The following is a 14,049-nucleotide window of genomic DNA, read 5'->3' on the forward strand; positions in this document are numbered from 1 at the left end:
TCAACGGAGGCCGTCATGGCTCAGCCCACTGTCCTTTCCTTCGGGAAGGGCCTTGTCTATTTCGGCGATGCCGCGGACCCGGAGGTCTTCGCCAAAATCTGTGGGTTCAACTCGATCAATCTCGCGATCGAGAAGGACACCAACGACGTCACAATTCCGGATTGTGACGACCCGGACGCGCCCGCCTGGCGCGCGACAGACGTGCTTTCGCTCGCCTGGACGGCCGAGTTCGAGGGCATCATGGCCAAGGCAGCCGAGCCGCTGCTCTGGGCTGCTGTGAACCGCGCCGAAGCCACGAACATCCGCATCCGCCTCGTCGGGTTCGGCTCCGGTTCCGGCACGCCCGATCTCCAGTTCTCCGGCGCCGCACATATCTCGGCGACAATCTCCGGCGAGCGCGGCAACAAGTGGCAGATTTCGGTGCAGGCGACCGGCGACGGCGCGCTGACCCGCGCCATGGTGGCGGCTCTCACGTGAGCCGCTGCAGCATCGATCTGGATTGGGCCGACGGAACCTACACCTTCGTCCTTCCTCTCGCGCAGTTGGAAGAGCTGCAGACGATCTGCGATGCCGGTCCGGTCGTCATCGCGCAGCGGCTGGAACACGGTCTCTGGACCTCGAAGGAGGTCTATCACACGCTTCGCCTCGGCCTGATTGGGGGCGGGATGAAGCCGGTCGACGCGCTGAACAAGACCAGGCTCTACGTGCTGGAGCGCCCCTGGCTGGAGAACGTCATGCCGGCGCTCGCCGTCATGCAAGCGGTGCTGATTGGCAAGCCGGGAGAGCCGGTGGGAAAATCGCCGGCGGACGGGGAGGAGAGCGACCCGCCCGCCCAAACGGAAAGCTCGACTTCCGAGAGTTCTACGGCCTCGGCGTCGTGATGGGTTTCACGCCGGCGCAGGTCGGCGAGATGTCACTCTGGCAGTTCATGGCTTGTGTCGATGGATGGGCGAAGGCGAACAGCCCAGAAGCCGCCAAGCGGTCGAACGATCCCCCGGACTTCGGCGACGTGCAGGCCATGTTCGATGCCGCGCCAGAATTCCTGCCCTAGCTAGCGTGTCCCACGGCCGCGCCAGGTGATTTCCGGGTCCGGCTTCGGTGGCGGTCGTGTCTCTGTCGCTGCCGGCTCCGGCGTAAATGTCATGGTCGCCGGCTGACGCAGACCGTCTCGAATGTCCGTCAGCCGGTCGATCACGGCGCTTATCCCGAGGATGACGGCGCCCAGCCCGAAGGCGGTTGCGGCTGTGATCTCGTGGAAGGCCGAACGAGCTACGGCCAGAACGATGACGCCGGCGATCAGCATCGCCACGCCCATCAATTTCATGAATGCGCTCAACTAGGACCTCCCAATGGCCACCAGCGACTTGGTTGTTAGCGTTGGCGCCAACATCCAGCAATTGGAGCGCCAGCTCAAGGCGTCCGCGAGGATTGCCGAGCAGGCTGCTGACGAGATCGAGGCGAAATTTCGCAAGGCGAACCCCACGCTGTCCGGCGATTTTGGCCTCGGGGTTCTCAAGGGCGCGATAGCCGCGATCTCCTTCGATCGAATCACGCGTGGCTTCGTCGAGGCCAATCGGGAGATCGCATCGTTCGGCGATACGGCCCGTCGTGTCGGGCTCGACCTTGCTAAGTTCCAGGAGCTTCGCCTCGCGGCTCAGGCGCAAGGCGTGAGCGGCAAGGAATTCGACACCGGGATTACCGGTCTGGCGAAAAAGCTCAATGAAGCGCGCACCGAAGAAACCGAGCTTTCGAAGCTGTTTGACGCTAACAACGCCAAACTGAAAACCCGGACTGGCGAGGTCATCTCGACCAACGCGGCTTTGGAGGTCGCTGCCGACCTGATCAGCCGGGCCGCGACTGAGCAGGACAAGGTCGCGATTGCCGAGAAATTCGGATTGCCACCCGAGTTTATTCCGCTCCTGGAGCGTGGCGCGGCCGCCTTGGGAGAGCTTGCCCGAAAGGCTGGTGAAGCTGGCGCTATCCTCGATAGTGACGTGATCGCGAAGGCCAAGCAATTCGATGACGCCTGGAACAGCGCGTGGGCGTCGTTCGCGTCCAGCAGCAAGGCGGCGATCATCGGCGCCGCACAGGGTTTGTCCGGTCTGCTTTCGCAGGCTGGCGCCTATCTTGCGAAGGTCGACGAAGCCAATCGCAAAGCCTCTCAGGTTCCGGAGCGTGCCGCGAGGCGCGATCAGGCGCGCGACATGGCGCTCGGAAATGCTGGCGGACGGGATACGGCTGAAGCGGCCAGGGGCGCCGCGGCGCGGGAGGCGCGAGCTCAGTTCATCACAAGCGAGAAGGACCGCTCGGTTGCCGCGCCTGTGCCGCCTGCGCGTCCAACGCGCGGCTATATGGGGTCGGATGCGACGAAGGTTCCGCCGGCCAAATCAGGCGGTGGCGGCGGATCGTCCGGCAAGTCCGAAGCCGAGCAAGCGCAGGATCGTCTCGATCGCTATGTCGAGACGCTCATGCGGCAGAATTCGGTGCTCGATGCCGAGATCGCCACCTTCGGCAAATCCAATGCCGAGAAGCGCGCTGCGGTCGAGCTGGCCAAGGCGCAGGTCGATCTCGCCAAGCTCGACGAGGGCGAACGCCAGAAGGTTATTGCCTCGCTGACCAAGGAGATCGAGCTCTCCGAGCAGAAGCGGACGGTGCTGGAGAACTTGAAGACGGCGCAGAAGGGCCTTGCCGATGCGCAGCGATTCTTCGGCGATGCGGCTGTCGATGCCCTCGAAGACCTGATCGTCAACGGCGCCAAGGCCGAAGATGTGGTCAAGCGTCTCGCGGCGTCGCTGGCCAAGGCCGCCCTGCAGGCGGCGTTGATGGGCACCGGCCCGCTCGCAGGCCTGTTCGGCACGGCCGGGGTCAATGGTGCGACGGGTGGCCTGATCGGTGCGCTGTTCGGCCGGGCGACGGGAGGGCCGGTCAATGCCGGCCAGCCCTATCGCGTCGGCGAGCGCGGCCCGGAAACCTTCGTGCCGACGACGCCGGGCAAGATCATTCCGGCCGCGAGGGGCGGCTTCGTCGACCGCCGCACCTTCCACATCGACGCGCGCGGCGCCCAACAGGGCGTCGCCGAGCAAATCACCGCGGCCCTGCGCGCCTATGACGCCGGACTTCCGGGCAAGGTCATGCAGACGCAGGCCGAGGCGCGGCGGCGCGGGGCGTTTGGCTGATGTTCGATACAGAACTTCGGGTTCTTCGCCGCGAGGGTCAGGCCGTTGGCTTCGGCTTTCCAGACGGATTTCGCTTGCCTTCCGGACGCATGCTCGACGCTGCATCTGTGGCGGTCATGAAGGCGTCAGGCCTGGTCGCGGTGCGGACGGTGCCGCTCACCCGCCTATTCATCGTGGTGCCGGCATGCCGCTGACTTACCCTCTCGACTTGCGCACGTCCGGCCTTCGCCTCCGCCGCGTCACCTTCTCGCTGGTGCGCTCGGTGGCCACGGCGAAGCTGCCGGCGGGCCTGCAGGTGATGGAAACCGGCGTCGCGATCTGGAAGGCGTCGATCGAAATCCGGCCCGAGCGTGAATATGGCCGCCGCCGCGCCGTCGCCTTCGTCGAAGCCTTGCAGGGCTCCGGCAGCTTCCTGTGCTATTCGCCGGCGCAGTGCTGGCCCGCGGCCCATCCCGGCGGCGCGATTGCCGGCGTCTGGTCCGATACGCTGCTGCTGTCGGCGCGGACCGAGACCAGTGTCGCGGCCGTCGCCCCGAACGCCGCGCTGCGCCTGCGCGCCGGCGATCTAATCGGCCTGGAGCAGTCCGGGCGCTATGGCCTGTTCCGGGTCATGGCGGATGCCGCGCCGGCGGCCGGCTCGATCAGTATCGCCGTGCTGCCGCGCATCCCGTCTTTCTTCACGACCGACGCGGTGCTGCGCCTGCATCAACCGGCCTGCGAGATGATCCTCGATCCGACCGCCGCTTATGCGCCGGGCGACGGCTTCAGCATGGAGCCGGTCAGCTTCCAGGCCGTCCAGAAAGTATCCTGACCCGATGGCTAAAGTCGTAGACGCCGGAACGCTCGCGCAATTGCGAGCAGGTCAGATCGCGCGCATCGAAATGATGCTGTTCGATTTCCCGGCGCCGACCGGGCAAAAGGCCTTCTTTTCCGGCCAGGGTGAGTTCACCTGGTCGGGCATCACTTTCCGGGGCGCCGGCAACCTGTTTCAGCTCTCGGCGATCGGCGGGGTGTCGGACGGCACGGCGGTCGGGCTGGCGATCCGGCTGAACGGCGATGCCCGCGCCGGGCTCGATGCCTCGGTCTTCGCCTCGATCGAGACGATTCAGTACCGCAATGCGCCGGTATTGGTCTGGCGCGGCTATCTGCACCCGACAACCTATGCGCTCCTCTCGGTCGAGCCGGTGTTTCGCGGCCGGCTCGACACGATCGAGCACAACGTCACCGAGGGCGGCGACGTCTACATGCAGGCCGCGGTGGAAAGCGGCGCCATCGATCTCGGCCGCTCTGGCTATCGGATGCGTACCGATGCCGATCAACGCCTGATCGACCCTTCCGACGGCTCGCTGCGTCATGTGCAGTCGACCGTCTCGCAAGAGGTCAAATGGGGGAAAATCCCCAAACCTGAGAAAAAGCCGAAGAAGAAGTTCGGGATCTTCTGAAATCATGCGCATCGACGGATGGGATGACCGGCTGCTCGCAGTGATCGAGCGGCACGGCGCGGCGGCTTATGCCCCGGGCGTGACCGACTGCTTCATGCTCGCCATGGATGCAGCCGAGGCCCTGACCGGGTCGCGGCCCTACGCGGTTGGCTACAAGAGCGATGCCGGCGCCATGCGGACTTTGCGCAAGCGAGGCTTTTCCAGTCTGCGCGAGGCGATTGCCGCCGTCTATCCGGAGCGGCCGGCCGGACACTGGCAGCGCGGCGACATCGCCATCCTGGCGGCACCGACCGCGACCGGCGACACGCTCGGGCTAGTCTATGGCGCGGTCGTGCTGTGCCGCCGCGGCCATCAGCTGCTGCAGCTTCCGCCGTCTTCGGCGCTCGCGGTTTACGCGGTCGACTAGCTCATGCCGTTCGTCTCCGCGATCATCGGCGCCGTTGGCGCGGCCATTACCGGCGTCACCGCCTGGGCGGCCGGGCTCGGCGTCGTCGGCAAGGCACTGCTCTCTTTCGGCCTGTCGATGGGCCTGTCGGCGCTGGCCTCGGCCATTGGCGGCCAGAAATCGGCGGCGGCCAAGCCCGGTGAGATCGCCGCGACGCTGCAGGTCGGCGGTGACATCCCCCGCCAGGCCGTGTTCGGCCGGGCGGGCCTCAAGGGCCATCTCGCCTTCGTTGCTACCGAGGGACCGTCCGAAGAGCGGCTATGCCAGGTGTTTCTGTTGTCCGATGGTTGGTGCGACGGGCTTGATGCTGTCTGGGTCGGCAATCAGCGTGAAGCCCTGGCGCCGCTAGATGCTGACAATGGCGCTGTCGCGAAATATTGGGTGGAGCGCTTCGGCGATACCGGCTTCGGCGACAAGCGCTTCACCCTCTGGTTCTATGACGGGCGGCCGGGCCAGCCCACGCCCGGCCGGCCGCGCGCCTTCGCGCCAGACCGGTTCGAGGCGACCGACCGTTATGCCGGCCTGACCTATGTCGTGGTCGAGCTCATCAACAATGACGACACCTTCGACGCGATTCCGGATCTGCTCTTCGAGCTGCGCGGCTATCGCTGCCACGACCCGCGCAAGGATCCGGCCTATGGCGGCACCGGCTCGCATTCGTTTCTGAATCCGGCGACCTGGGAGTTTTCCGAGAACCCAGCGGTGCATGCCTGGAACTATTTTCGCGGCATCCAGGCGGAGGGGCAGAGCCTGATGGGGCTCGACCTGCCGGACTATGATCTACTGACGGAGACCTTCGTCCAGGCCGCCAACATCTGCGACGAGGCGGTGCCGCTCGATGCCGGCGGCTCCGAGCCGCGCTATCGCTGCTCTACGGTGGCCATTGCTCAGGACGCCGATCACCGCGCCACGCTTGCGCCGATCGTGCAGGCCATGGCGGGCTATCTGATCGAGCGCAACGGCTCCTTCGGGCTGGTGCCGGGCGCCGCCTTCCTGCCGGTCACGACCGTCACCGACGCCGATATCGATTGGACCCGCGGGGTCAAATGGCAGGGCTCCAAATCGCGCACCGAGCGCACCAACGAGGTGCATGGCCAGTTCGTCGATCCGGCCGCGCAATGGCAGGCCAATTCCTATCCGCCGATTACTTCTTCGGTATTCTCGACCGAAGACGGCGAGCGGTTGGCGGTGGCGCTGGATTTCGGCTCGATCACCTCGGTGACGCAGGCGCAGCGCGCCGCCCGCATCCGCATGCGCGAGACGCGCCGGCAGGCCTCGGGCTCGGCGACCTTCGGCATGCATCTGTTCTGGCTGGAGCCCGGCGACTGGATCCGCTGGGACAGCGCCACCTTCGCCCAGAACCGGCTCTACCGCATCGCCTCGCGCGACCTCAATCCCGACGACACCGTGACGCTGCAGCTGCAGGAGATCGGTAACGAAGTCTTTAGCTGGAACGCTGCCGACGAGCAGCCCTATGTTCCGATCCCGTCGCTTCCACCCGGCCCCCCGCTGCCCTCGACCGTTACGAACTTCACGGTTCAGCCGGACGTAATCACGGCGGCAGACGGGTCGACCCGGCCGATCCTGCGCCTGCGTTGGGACCCGATTGACGATTTCCGCATCGTCGCGGTCATCATCGAATACCGGATCATCGGCACGATCCCGGCCACGCGGGTCCGCGATGACAGCCCGGCCGATGGCGAATTCATCCTCGACCAGCCGCCGACTGGGCGGGAATACGAGTTCCGGGCGTCGATCGCGACGGTACCGGCGCGGCCGGTGACCTGGACGCCGTGGGTCTCGATCGCAGCGCTGCCGGCGGCGCGCTTTCGCGTCGACTACGATGATCTCAAACAGGGCATCCGCTATCGCACGCAACTGCTGCCCGACATCGATCCGATTTTTGGCAGCGTGCTCGAGGGGATGGTCGATGCTTTTGAGGGTCGGCGCCTCGCCGAAACCGGCATCCGTAAGACCGAGCAGGTCAAACAGGACCTGACGCAGCAGCTGGTCAGCGTGACGACTGAAATCCGGGCGCAGCTCGATTCCGGCTTCGCTGACGCCTTTCAACAGATCGGCGTGCTGCAGACGCAGACGACGTCTCTCGCCGCCAGCTACACGGGCTTGTCCGCACAGCTTCAATCCGGGTTCGCTGGCTACAACCAGCAGATCGCCGCGCTGGTGACGCAGGACCAGGCCTTCGCGGGGTCGCTCACGCAATTCAACGCTCGGCTCGGCTCTGCCGAGACCGGGCTATCGCAGGAAATCGCGCTTCGGGCGAACCAGTACGGGGCTCTGGCGCAGTCGATCACCGATTTGACGGTGAGCTTCAACAACAGCGCCGCATCGACGAACCAGTCCTTGCAGGCGCTGGTTAGCGCCGATCAGGCCATCGCTCAACAGGTCAATCAGGTCAACGCGCGCCTCGGCAACCTCATGGCCGAGGGGCTGATCCAGTTTGCGGCTGTCGCGGCCCCGGCTGGAGTGTTTGCGCGTTTTGCGGTGATCCTGCGGGCGCAGGCTGGTGGTCAGCCCTTTGAAGCCGGGCTCTATCTGGAACTGATCCAGCAGGGCAGCACGTTCTACGGTCAGTTTTTTGTCGATACGAACCGGTTTGTCGTCGGCAACCCGCTGACCAGATCGATCCCGTTTTCGGTGATCGACGGAACGACCTATATCGACAACGCTGCGATCCGCAGCGGCACGATCACGCGCCACGCCAGCGCAAGCTCGGGCGGGCGCAATGTGACGACGACCTTGCCGGTCCAGGTCGGCGGGCGCGTGACCGTCATCGGTGTCTACCGGGGCGGCCAGTTCGCGGTGAACGGCAGCGGCTCCAATATCCGGATCAGGCGGAACGGCTCCGACATCGAGGTCGCGCCGGTCTCCTACGTCAACTACCCGATCAACGCGGGCGGTTCGCAGAGCTCCTACAACAACACGGTTGTGATGGCCTCTTACGACGTTGGCTACAACGGCGTGGAGACGATCGAGGTCATCCTTGACCAGGCAACCTTTGTCGGCGGCCCGTTCGACCTCGTGGGCGTCTCGGTCTCCGCCGTTTGCTACAACAAATGAGGCCGCAATGAGCTTCGGAAATGTCATCTACCCTGAAAATTTGTTCTTTCAGGGGGGACTGATCACTGTCGTCAACGGCAGCGCGACCGTCACCGGTTCGGTCAACGCGCTGAATGGGACGGCGACTATCTTCACCTCGGCGGCGCTCGAGGGCGACACGCTCGCGATCGGTTCGACCCGGCACTACATCAAGGACATCGTCTCGGACACGGAGGTTCTGCTGACCGAGCCGTGGTCCGGCCCAAGCGCGACGAACTCGGCCTATACTGGTGCCCGCCAGCCCTGGCACCTCAACGATAGGGCGCTTGCCTACAAGTTCGCGAAATTCTTGGAAGGCGACGCCAGCGCCAGCGCCACGGCGGTCCAGGCTCGTGATGAGGCGCTGGCGGCGCGCGGCGACAGCATTACCGCCCGTGATCTCGCGCAGGCCTGGGCCTCGCGCCCCGTCGGCCAGGACGTCACGACGGCGGGCACGCGTTCGGCCTTTCATTGGGCATCGACTGCGAGCGGCCACGCTACGGCAGCCGCCGCTTCGGCAGTTTCTGCAGCGGGCGCCGTATCGACCGGCATCACTGACATCAACGCCATCAAGGCAGCGGCGGTATCCGAAACCAATGCGATCAAGGCGGATGCCGTCTCGCAAACAAGCGCGCAGCGGCAGCTTGCTGCAGACTGGGCGGAAAAGGCCGTCGACACCGACGTCACCACGGCCGGCACGCGCTCGGCCAAGCATCACGCGACGAAAGCTGGCGAGAGCGCGGGTGCCGCTGCGGCTGATAAGGCCACTGTTGCCGCTGACAAGGCCATCGTGGTCGCTGCGAAGGACACTGCGGTCGACAAGGCCTCTCTAGCGCAAGAATGGGCTGAAAAGCCATATGGCATCGCAATCACCGGCACGGTCGACGGACGTTCGGCCAAGCACTATGCGGTTAATTCAGCCAATTCGGCCGCCGCTGCCGCTGCGATTGTCTTCGCTGGAACCAATCTGATTGATTACGGGATGATCACCGACATTCCGACAGATTTTGCCGATTACGGGACAATACCATGATCGGCGAGATGACAGGCGTCGTCGTCGATGTAGATGCCTGCAAAGACCCTCTGGCGGCGGAAGTTATGCTGGCCGAGGCCGACCCCTCGATAGCACTCCTGGTCATCCATTCCGGCCGCGACCAGATCCGCGTCGCCGGCCTCAACCTTGAGCACGCCCGCCTGGTCGCGCTCGCGGTCAACGCGCCTTACACCGAGGAGTAATCACCATGGCCGTTCAAGTTCAGCACCGCCGCGGCACGGCTGCGGCGCACGCTACGTTTATTGGTGCCCCAGGCGAGTATACCTGGGAAGAAGATACGAAACGCGTCGTCGGCCACGATGGGGCGACCGCTGGCGGCATCAAAATGGCCCGGCTCGACGAAGTGACGTCCGAGGTGCTGCGCGCGGTCGGCAATGCCAACTTCTCGTTTCAGTCGACCGACCGCCTGGTTGTGCCGAATGCTGCCTTCACCGCGGCTCGCACGGGCACGTTGCCGCTGGCGAGTTCGGTCGCGCCGGGCCGGACGATCTCCTTCATCGATAACTTCCCGGCGATCAGCGGCGCGAATGTACTCAACATCGCCCGCTCCGGGGCTGACACGATCAACGGCGCGACGGCGCTCTCCTTCGCGGTTCCGCGCGGTCGCCTCGACATGGTGTCCGACGGCGTCTCGAAATGGTCGGCAACTTTCCATTTGGCCGATGGAGACCGGGGGGACATCACCGTCTCGGCGGGCGGCTCGATGCTGACGATTGACGACGACGTGGTGACGAACGGAAAGCTCGCCAACATGGCAGCCGCCACCATGAAGGGCCGTGCGCTAGGCGCGGGCGTCGGTGATCCTGTCGACCTCACGCCAGCGCAGGTCCGGGCCATTGTCGGGCAGGGCTGGACAACGATCTTCGACCAGACGGTGATAGGTGCGGCCGTCTACGGCTTCATCGTGCCTCTTGGGAGCTACAGCCTCTACCGTTTCAGGCTCTTCGTCGCTCCAAATCCGGCGATGGACTCTTTTCAGGCGATTTGGCGCTCAAGCCGAGATGGCGGCGGGACCTATGATTCCGGTGGCAGCGATTACAACTCCTCTTATCAAGCGCAGGTTGGAGCCGCTGTTTCGGGTGAAGACTTCGTGGCGGGCTCATTCGGCCTGTTGAGCACGACGATCGCCGCAGCAGCGGCTCGCAACGCCATCATCGAGGGGTTGTTCGAGCGCGGGGCGAACGGCGTTTCATTCCCGCGAATGGGGGCTATTTCATACCAGCACACCGGAACTGCAGCTGCCATCGCGATGCTCAATTCCGAGCGCGCAAGCGGACCGGCGGCGACGAACCTCCTGCTGGCGACGACTGTCGCAGCCGCTTTCGCGGCCGGATCAAGCCTGATCGTGGAGGCGCGCTGATGTTTGTGCTGAATGAGGTTGGTGACCTTATCGACATCGATCCCGGCGCGCCTGTCGAACCGCTTCAGTTTGATCCAGCCGCCATCTCCGATCGCCAGTTCGCGCAGCAGCTTGCAGTGCTCGACGTGATCACCGAGGCGGAAGCGCTCGCCTGGGCTGCGCGCGGCGATCTGCCTGAGGCGATGGAGACGGCGATCGGCCAGTTGCCGGAAGGCGAGCGCTTTGGTGCTCGCATGCTGCTCTCGTCGGCCACTACCTACGAATTCGCCCATCCGCTGGCGGCGCAGCTCGGCGCACTGCTGGGCTTCGACGAGCCCACCCGGCGCGATTTCTGGGTCGCTGCCGCGGCCCTCTGAGCCGCTCCGCTTGCCCGCCGCCTCTGGCGGGTTTTTCCATGTCCGGAGCAACACTATGACAGGCGTCCAATTCATCTACGAGAATGGCGATCTGCGGCTTGATGTGCCGCCGATTGACGATGAGACGAGGTTCTTGATTGAGGTCGCGCGTCGCGCGCGAACTGATCCGAGCTTCGTGGATGCGGTTCAGCAGATTGCGGCGGGTCGCTCGTTTGTTGTGCTGAGCGGCCAGACGTTCATCGTCGCGGCTTCAGTAGAGACTCAGCCTCCGACGCAATCGCATTCAGTGTGAGCACTGTGGCGTCGCGTAGATCGCCGCCGGACTGAAGTTCTGAATTAAGCCTGGCGGCATTGGCTGCGTCTACCGCGTGGGCGCGGAACTGCTTGATGAAGTCAACGGGCTCCGCTTGGCTTTGCGCCGTTGTCGCCAGTGTTGACGATAGCGCGTGAAAGAATGCGTTTCTGGTCGAGTTATACTCGGCAAGAAAGCTTTCGAGGTCGGACGGCTTCAGAGGCTGCTCGGTCATTCGCTCCCCCTAGGTTTGTTGCTCGCAGCAACAGCTTGGGCAGCTTCCACAATCTCTTCAGCCGGAGCAACACCATGGAAACGACCGCTATCCAGCGGGCGCTGATCGCGCTCGGCTATTCGCTCGCTGCTGATGGCGTAAGCGGCCCGAAGACGAAGACCGCCATCATGGCATTCCAGCGGGGGCGAGGCCTTGCTGCCGATGGCGTTGCCGGGCCGAAGACTATCGCTGCGCTTCAGGCGGCCACTGTCGAAAAACCCGCGCCGCTGGCCGGAGACGCCAATCTCCCCGCCTTCCCGAAGCCCACGTCGCGCCGGATCGAGGAAATCATCGTCCACTGCACTGCGACGCCCGAGGGCCGGCCCGTCTCGGTCGATACCATCCGCGGCTGGCACATCGGCCAGGGCTGGAAAGACATCGGCTATCATTGGGTGGTGCTGCTGGACGGCACGATCGCGCCCGGCCGGCCGGAATCACAAGTTGGCTCGCATGTCGCCGGTCACAACACCGGCACGCTCGGCGTCGTTTACGTCGGCGGTGTCGCTGCGGACGGCAAGACCCCGAAAGACACCCGCACGCCTGCGCAGAAGACCGCGCTGCTGGCTCTCTGCCGTGCGCTGATCGAGCGCTATCCCGCGATCCGCAAGGTCTCTGGTCACAACCAGTACGCTGCCAAAGCTTGCCCGTCGTTCGATGTCCGCAAGGACGAACTCGGCCGCCTGATCTGATCACCCCTCTTCATCATCTAGGAGATCACCATGTTCACGATCGAACAGGTCTGGTCGCTTGTCCGCACGCTTCTGCAATCAGCGGGCGCCGCCATGGTCGCTCGCGGCTGGATCGACGGCGGCTCGGCAGAGATCGTCGTCGGGCTCGCCATGAATATCCTGACGACTGCCTACAGCCTCTGGCTTCGCCGTAAGGCTGGCCTGGTCGCGACAGCCGCCGCGCTGCCCGAGGTGGCGAAGATCGTCACCACGCCGGAAATCGCGGCGAAGGTCGACGATCCCGCAACCGTCGTGACGCGCGGCTGACGGCTCTGATGCCTGATGCGGCGGGCTTCACCAACTTTCTGCTCGGCCTGGGCCCGCCGGGCGCCATCATCCTCTATCTGCTCTGGCGCATGGGCGAACTGGAGAAGGCGCTGAAGGCGGCGAACGAGCGCCATCTCGGCTTCGTCGAGAGCATGACCGAGAAGGTCGCCACGGCGCTCGTCGCCTCCACCGACGCGATGCGCGCCAACACCGCGGTTCAGGACAAGGCGGCGGATTCGGCGCGCAGCCTGGCTGAGGCGGTGCGCGGGATCGACCAGAGGCTGGAACACCTCGACGAAACGCTCGATCGATCGCAGCGCGGGAGGCGGGCGTGATGTGGCTTCTGCCCTGGCGTTCCGGCGTCGCCCGTCAGCGAGAGCAAAGGGCCGCGTCGATGGACCGGCTTATGGAAGCGAGCGCCCGGCGGATCGATGTCGCGAGCGCGGAGAACGCCGCGGCCGCGCGGGAAATGAAGGGCGCGGTCGCGCGGCGCAACGCCGATGTCGAGCCGCTCCGGCCGATCCTCGCAAAGCTTCTGTCCCGGTTGCGGGACGACCATCACCCGCATCGCTGAAGGACCGGCGCCCATGGATATGCCTACCAACGAACTGCGTCGGCGCACGCTGCTCTTCCTGCTGCTGGCGGTGATGCTCAGTTATCCCGCCGCGATCATCGTACTCGGCTCGCGCATCGCGATCGAGACCGGCAACGTGATCGTCCTCTCGGTCGCCAGCGGTATCGTCGTTGCCTATGCGCCCGTGGCCTGGCAAGCGATCCGCAAGGGTAGGCTGATCGACGGCGCGGATATCCTCTCGATCGGGATATTCACCGCCTGGTGTGGCGTCGCCTATGCCCGGCTGGGCTCGATCATCTGGCGCATGCTCGACAAGCCCGTCTCCTGGCTCGACAGCGGCTGGTGGGGTTTCCACATTGCCATGACCTGCATGGGGGCGCTCTGCCATCTGGTCGCGCCGGAGGCGGTCTCGGGGCGGGTGCCGACGCGGGAATGGATTAGAATAGGGCTGATGGTCGCCGCAGGCGTGTTCTGCGGCGCCATCCTCGTGATCGTTAACCTCGACTGACCGCATTGCCGGGCTGAGCCTCGGCGATCGTCTGGCCGGCATAACCGGCCGTCGAGTGGCTCCTGCCTCCTCGGCTTTGTTGCCTCCCTGTTGAACTGGCCCGGTCTCGCTCACGCGGGGGGCGGGCCTTTTTTGTTTCAGCCGAGCCAGCGCTCGAGAAGCTTGGTCTCTCTTGCAAGCGCGTCGTGGTAGGCTTGCTCTGCGGCTGGCGTTTTTGTCGTGACCATTTTCAGCTTCGCCGCTGCGGTTTCAGCCTCCAATCGTCGTTTCTCGACTGCGAATGAGCTTGAAACAGGCTGTCTCATTGTCTTTCTCCAGAGCGCCTTGATGGCGCATGGACAAGGGTATTGCGGTGTCCAGGAGCGTGCACCGCACAGCCTAGGCGGTGTGGACGGATTTTACCAAGACGAATGCTGCGGCGAGAGCGACAATGGCTGCGAAATTTCGCTTGGTCTTTTCGCAGCGTAGGGCAACGCG

Annotated in this window: 21 protein-coding genes; 18 read left to right on the plus strand and 3 right to left on the minus strand. The window is 64.9% G+C overall.

What is annotated here, in order from left to right:
* Positions 1-15: 15 nt before the first annotated feature.
* The 3 genes from ACFPOB_RS26175 to ACFPOB_RS26185 are packed head-to-tail and all read left to right on the plus strand — an operon-like array spanning position 16 to position 1,051.
* Complete coding sequence (locus ACFPOB_RS26175) at positions 16-477, plus strand: phage tail tube protein (RefSeq protein WP_377801237.1); 462 nt, start codon at positions 16-18, stop codon at positions 475-477.
* Positions 474-881 (plus strand): gene transfer agent family protein, encoded by a 408-nt coding sequence (locus ACFPOB_RS26180; RefSeq protein ID WP_377801238.1) that lies wholly within the window; start codon positions 474-476, stop codon positions 879-881. The genes ACFPOB_RS26175 and ACFPOB_RS26180 overlap by 4 nt, the downstream gene beginning before the upstream one ends.
* Complete coding sequence (locus ACFPOB_RS26185) at positions 881-1,051, plus strand: hypothetical protein (RefSeq protein ID WP_377801239.1); 171 nt, start codon at positions 881-883, stop codon at positions 1,049-1,051. Before ACFPOB_RS26180 ends, ACFPOB_RS26185 begins: the two co-directional genes overlap by 1 nt.
* Here ACFPOB_RS26185 and ACFPOB_RS26190 read toward each other — a convergent pair whose 3' ends face one another.
* A complete protein-coding gene (locus ACFPOB_RS26190) occupies positions 1,052-1,309 on the minus strand; it encodes a hypothetical protein (protein WP_377801240.1) in 258 nt (85 codons plus the stop codon).
* Between the two features lie 40 nt (positions 1,310-1,349).
* On the opposite strand from ACFPOB_RS26190, the gene ACFPOB_RS26195 reads away from it, so the two are divergent.
* Genes ACFPOB_RS26195 through ACFPOB_RS26240 form a run of 10 tightly spaced genes read left to right on the plus strand, consistent with a single transcriptional unit; the run spans position 1,350 to position 10,929 of the window.
* A complete protein-coding gene (locus ACFPOB_RS26195; protein ID WP_377801241.1) occupies positions 1,350-3,176 on the plus strand; it encodes a hypothetical protein in 1,827 nt (608 codons plus the stop codon).
* Positions 3,176-3,370 carry a hypothetical protein gene (locus ACFPOB_RS26200; protein WP_377801242.1) on the plus strand — a complete coding sequence of 65 codons (195 nt, stop codon included), beginning with the start codon at positions 3,176-3,178 and terminating at the stop codon, positions 3,368-3,370. Before ACFPOB_RS26195 ends, ACFPOB_RS26200 begins: the two co-directional genes overlap by 1 nt.
* On the plus strand, positions 3,361-3,987 hold the full coding sequence (locus ACFPOB_RS26205) for a hypothetical protein (RefSeq protein WP_377801243.1): 627 nt from the start codon (positions 3,361-3,363) through the stop codon (positions 3,985-3,987). Before ACFPOB_RS26200 ends, ACFPOB_RS26205 begins: the two co-directional genes overlap by 10 nt.
* A 4-nt stretch (positions 3,988-3,991) precedes the next feature.
* Complete coding sequence (locus ACFPOB_RS26210; protein WP_377801244.1) at positions 3,992-4,618, plus strand: hypothetical protein; 627 nt, start codon at positions 3,992-3,994, stop codon at positions 4,616-4,618.
* A gap of 4 nt (positions 4,619-4,622) precedes the next feature.
* The gene (locus ACFPOB_RS26215; RefSeq protein ID WP_377801245.1) at positions 4,623-5,024 is read left to right on the plus strand and encodes a DUF6950 family protein; all 402 of its coding nucleotides are present in this window, start codon (positions 4,623-4,625) and stop codon (positions 5,022-5,024) included.
* Between the two features lie 3 nt (positions 5,025-5,027).
* Complete coding sequence (locus ACFPOB_RS26220; protein ID WP_377801246.1) at positions 5,028-8,141, plus strand: phage tail protein; 3,114 nt, start codon at positions 5,028-5,030, stop codon at positions 8,139-8,141.
* A 7-nt stretch (positions 8,142-8,148) separates the two neighbouring features.
* The gene (locus tag ACFPOB_RS26225) at positions 8,149-9,192 is read left to right on the plus strand and encodes a hypothetical protein (RefSeq protein WP_377801247.1); all 1,044 of its coding nucleotides are present in this window, start codon (positions 8,149-8,151) and stop codon (positions 9,190-9,192) included.
* Complete coding sequence (locus ACFPOB_RS26230; protein ID WP_377801248.1) at positions 9,189-9,395, plus strand: hypothetical protein; 207 nt, start codon at positions 9,189-9,191, stop codon at positions 9,393-9,395. The genes ACFPOB_RS26225 and ACFPOB_RS26230 overlap by 4 nt, the downstream gene beginning before the upstream one ends.
* A gap of 5 nt (positions 9,396-9,400) precedes the next feature.
* The gene (locus tag ACFPOB_RS26235; protein WP_377801249.1) at positions 9,401-10,573 is read left to right on the plus strand and encodes a hyaluronate lyase N-terminal domain-containing protein; all 1,173 of its coding nucleotides are present in this window, start codon (positions 9,401-9,403) and stop codon (positions 10,571-10,573) included.
* Positions 10,573-10,929 carry a hypothetical protein gene (locus tag ACFPOB_RS26240; protein ID WP_377801250.1) on the plus strand — a complete coding sequence of 119 codons (357 nt, stop codon included), beginning with the start codon at positions 10,573-10,575 and terminating at the stop codon, positions 10,927-10,929. Before ACFPOB_RS26235 ends, ACFPOB_RS26240 begins: the two co-directional genes overlap by 1 nt.
* A gap of 236 nt (positions 10,930-11,165) precedes the next feature.
* Here ACFPOB_RS26240 and ACFPOB_RS26245 read toward each other — a convergent pair whose 3' ends face one another.
* On the minus strand, positions 11,166-11,456 hold the full coding sequence (locus ACFPOB_RS26245; RefSeq protein WP_377801251.1) for a hypothetical protein: 291 nt from the start codon (positions 11,454-11,456) through the stop codon (positions 11,166-11,168).
* A gap of 74 nt (positions 11,457-11,530) precedes the next feature.
* On the opposite strand from ACFPOB_RS26245, the gene ACFPOB_RS26250 reads away from it, so the two are divergent.
* Genes ACFPOB_RS26250 through ACFPOB_RS26270 form a run of 5 tightly spaced genes read left to right on the plus strand, consistent with a single transcriptional unit; the run spans position 11,531 to position 13,572 of the window.
* Positions 11,531-12,184, plus strand: coding sequence for a peptidoglycan-binding protein (locus ACFPOB_RS26250; RefSeq protein ID WP_377801252.1), 654 nt, complete (start codon positions 11,531-11,533; stop codon positions 12,182-12,184).
* Positions 12,185-12,214: 30 nt separating this feature from the next.
* The gene (locus ACFPOB_RS26255; RefSeq protein ID WP_377801253.1) at positions 12,215-12,490 is read left to right on the plus strand and encodes a Pam3-gp28 family putative phage holin; all 276 of its coding nucleotides are present in this window, start codon (positions 12,215-12,217) and stop codon (positions 12,488-12,490) included.
* A gap of 8 nt (positions 12,491-12,498) precedes the next feature.
* On the plus strand, positions 12,499-12,825 hold the full coding sequence (locus ACFPOB_RS26260; RefSeq protein WP_377801254.1) for a hypothetical protein: 327 nt from the start codon (positions 12,499-12,501) through the stop codon (positions 12,823-12,825).
* Positions 12,825-13,064 carry a hypothetical protein gene (locus tag ACFPOB_RS26265; RefSeq protein ID WP_377801255.1) on the plus strand — a complete coding sequence of 80 codons (240 nt, stop codon included), beginning with the start codon at positions 12,825-12,827 and terminating at the stop codon, positions 13,062-13,064. The genes ACFPOB_RS26260 and ACFPOB_RS26265 overlap by 1 nt, the downstream gene beginning before the upstream one ends.
* A gap of 13 nt (positions 13,065-13,077) precedes the next feature.
* The gene (locus ACFPOB_RS26270; RefSeq protein ID WP_377801256.1) at positions 13,078-13,572 is read left to right on the plus strand and encodes a hypothetical protein; all 495 of its coding nucleotides are present in this window, start codon (positions 13,078-13,080) and stop codon (positions 13,570-13,572) included.
* A gap of 137 nt (positions 13,573-13,709) precedes the next feature.
* On the opposite strand, the gene ACFPOB_RS26275 is transcribed toward ACFPOB_RS26270, so the two are convergent.
* Positions 13,710-13,877, minus strand: coding sequence for a hypothetical protein (locus ACFPOB_RS26275; RefSeq protein ID WP_377801257.1), 168 nt, complete (start codon positions 13,875-13,877; stop codon positions 13,710-13,712).
* Positions 13,878-14,049 lie beyond the last annotated feature (172 nt).

Origin of the sequence: Allobosea eneae (assembly GCF_042657265.1) — a bacterium.
GTDB lineage: Bacteria > Pseudomonadota > Alphaproteobacteria > Rhizobiales > Beijerinckiaceae > Allobosea > Allobosea eneae.

Bases quoted from the DNA above. Each gene is read 5' to 3' on its own strand.
- ACFPOB_RS26175 (WP_377801237.1), top strand. From the start codon at position 16: ATGGCTCAGCCCACTGTCCTTTCCTTCGGGAAGGGCCTTGTCTATTTC.
- ACFPOB_RS26185 (WP_377801239.1), top strand. From the start codon at position 881: ATGGGTTTCACGCCGGCGCAGGTCGGCGAGATGTCACTCTGGCAGTTC.
- ACFPOB_RS26195 (WP_377801241.1), top strand. From the start codon at position 1,350: ATGGCCACCAGCGACTTGGTTGTTAGCGTTGGCGCCAACATCCAGCAA.
- ACFPOB_RS26200 (WP_377801242.1), top strand. From the start codon at position 3,176: ATGTTCGATACAGAACTTCGGGTTCTTCGCCGCGAGGGTCAGGCCGTT.
- ACFPOB_RS26205 (WP_377801243.1), top strand. From the start codon at position 3,361: ATGCCGCTGACTTACCCTCTCGACTTGCGCACGTCCGGCCTTCGCCTC.
- ACFPOB_RS26210 (WP_377801244.1), top strand. From the start codon at position 3,992: ATGGCTAAAGTCGTAGACGCCGGAACGCTCGCGCAATTGCGAGCAGGT.
- ACFPOB_RS26215 (WP_377801245.1), top strand. From the start codon at position 4,623: ATGCGCATCGACGGATGGGATGACCGGCTGCTCGCAGTGATCGAGCGG.
- ACFPOB_RS26220 (WP_377801246.1), top strand. From the start codon at position 5,028: ATGCCGTTCGTCTCCGCGATCATCGGCGCCGTTGGCGCGGCCATTACC.
- ACFPOB_RS26225 (WP_377801247.1), top strand. From the start codon at position 8,149: ATGAGCTTCGGAAATGTCATCTACCCTGAAAATTTGTTCTTTCAGGGG.
- ACFPOB_RS26230 (WP_377801248.1), top strand. From the start codon at position 9,189: ATGATCGGCGAGATGACAGGCGTCGTCGTCGATGTAGATGCCTGCAAA.
- ACFPOB_RS26235 (WP_377801249.1), top strand. From the start codon at position 9,401: ATGGCCGTTCAAGTTCAGCACCGCCGCGGCACGGCTGCGGCGCACGCT.
- ACFPOB_RS26240 (WP_377801250.1), top strand. From the start codon at position 10,573: ATGTTTGTGCTGAATGAGGTTGGTGACCTTATCGACATCGATCCCGGC.
- ACFPOB_RS26245 (WP_377801251.1), bottom strand. From the start codon at position 11,456: ATGACCGAGCAGCCTCTGAAGCCGTCCGACCTCGAAAGCTTTCTTGCC.
- ACFPOB_RS26250 (WP_377801252.1), top strand. From the start codon at position 11,531: ATGGAAACGACCGCTATCCAGCGGGCGCTGATCGCGCTCGGCTATTCG.
- ACFPOB_RS26255 (WP_377801253.1), top strand. From the start codon at position 12,215: ATGTTCACGATCGAACAGGTCTGGTCGCTTGTCCGCACGCTTCTGCAA.
- ACFPOB_RS26260 (WP_377801254.1), top strand. From the start codon at position 12,499: ATGCCTGATGCGGCGGGCTTCACCAACTTTCTGCTCGGCCTGGGCCCG.
- ACFPOB_RS26265 (WP_377801255.1), top strand. From the start codon at position 12,825: ATGTGGCTTCTGCCCTGGCGTTCCGGCGTCGCCCGTCAGCGAGAGCAA.
- ACFPOB_RS26270 (WP_377801256.1), top strand. From the start codon at position 13,078: ATGGATATGCCTACCAACGAACTGCGTCGGCGCACGCTGCTCTTCCTG.
- ACFPOB_RS26275 (WP_377801257.1), bottom strand. From the start codon at position 13,877: ATGAGACAGCCTGTTTCAAGCTCATTCGCAGTCGAGAAACGACGATTG.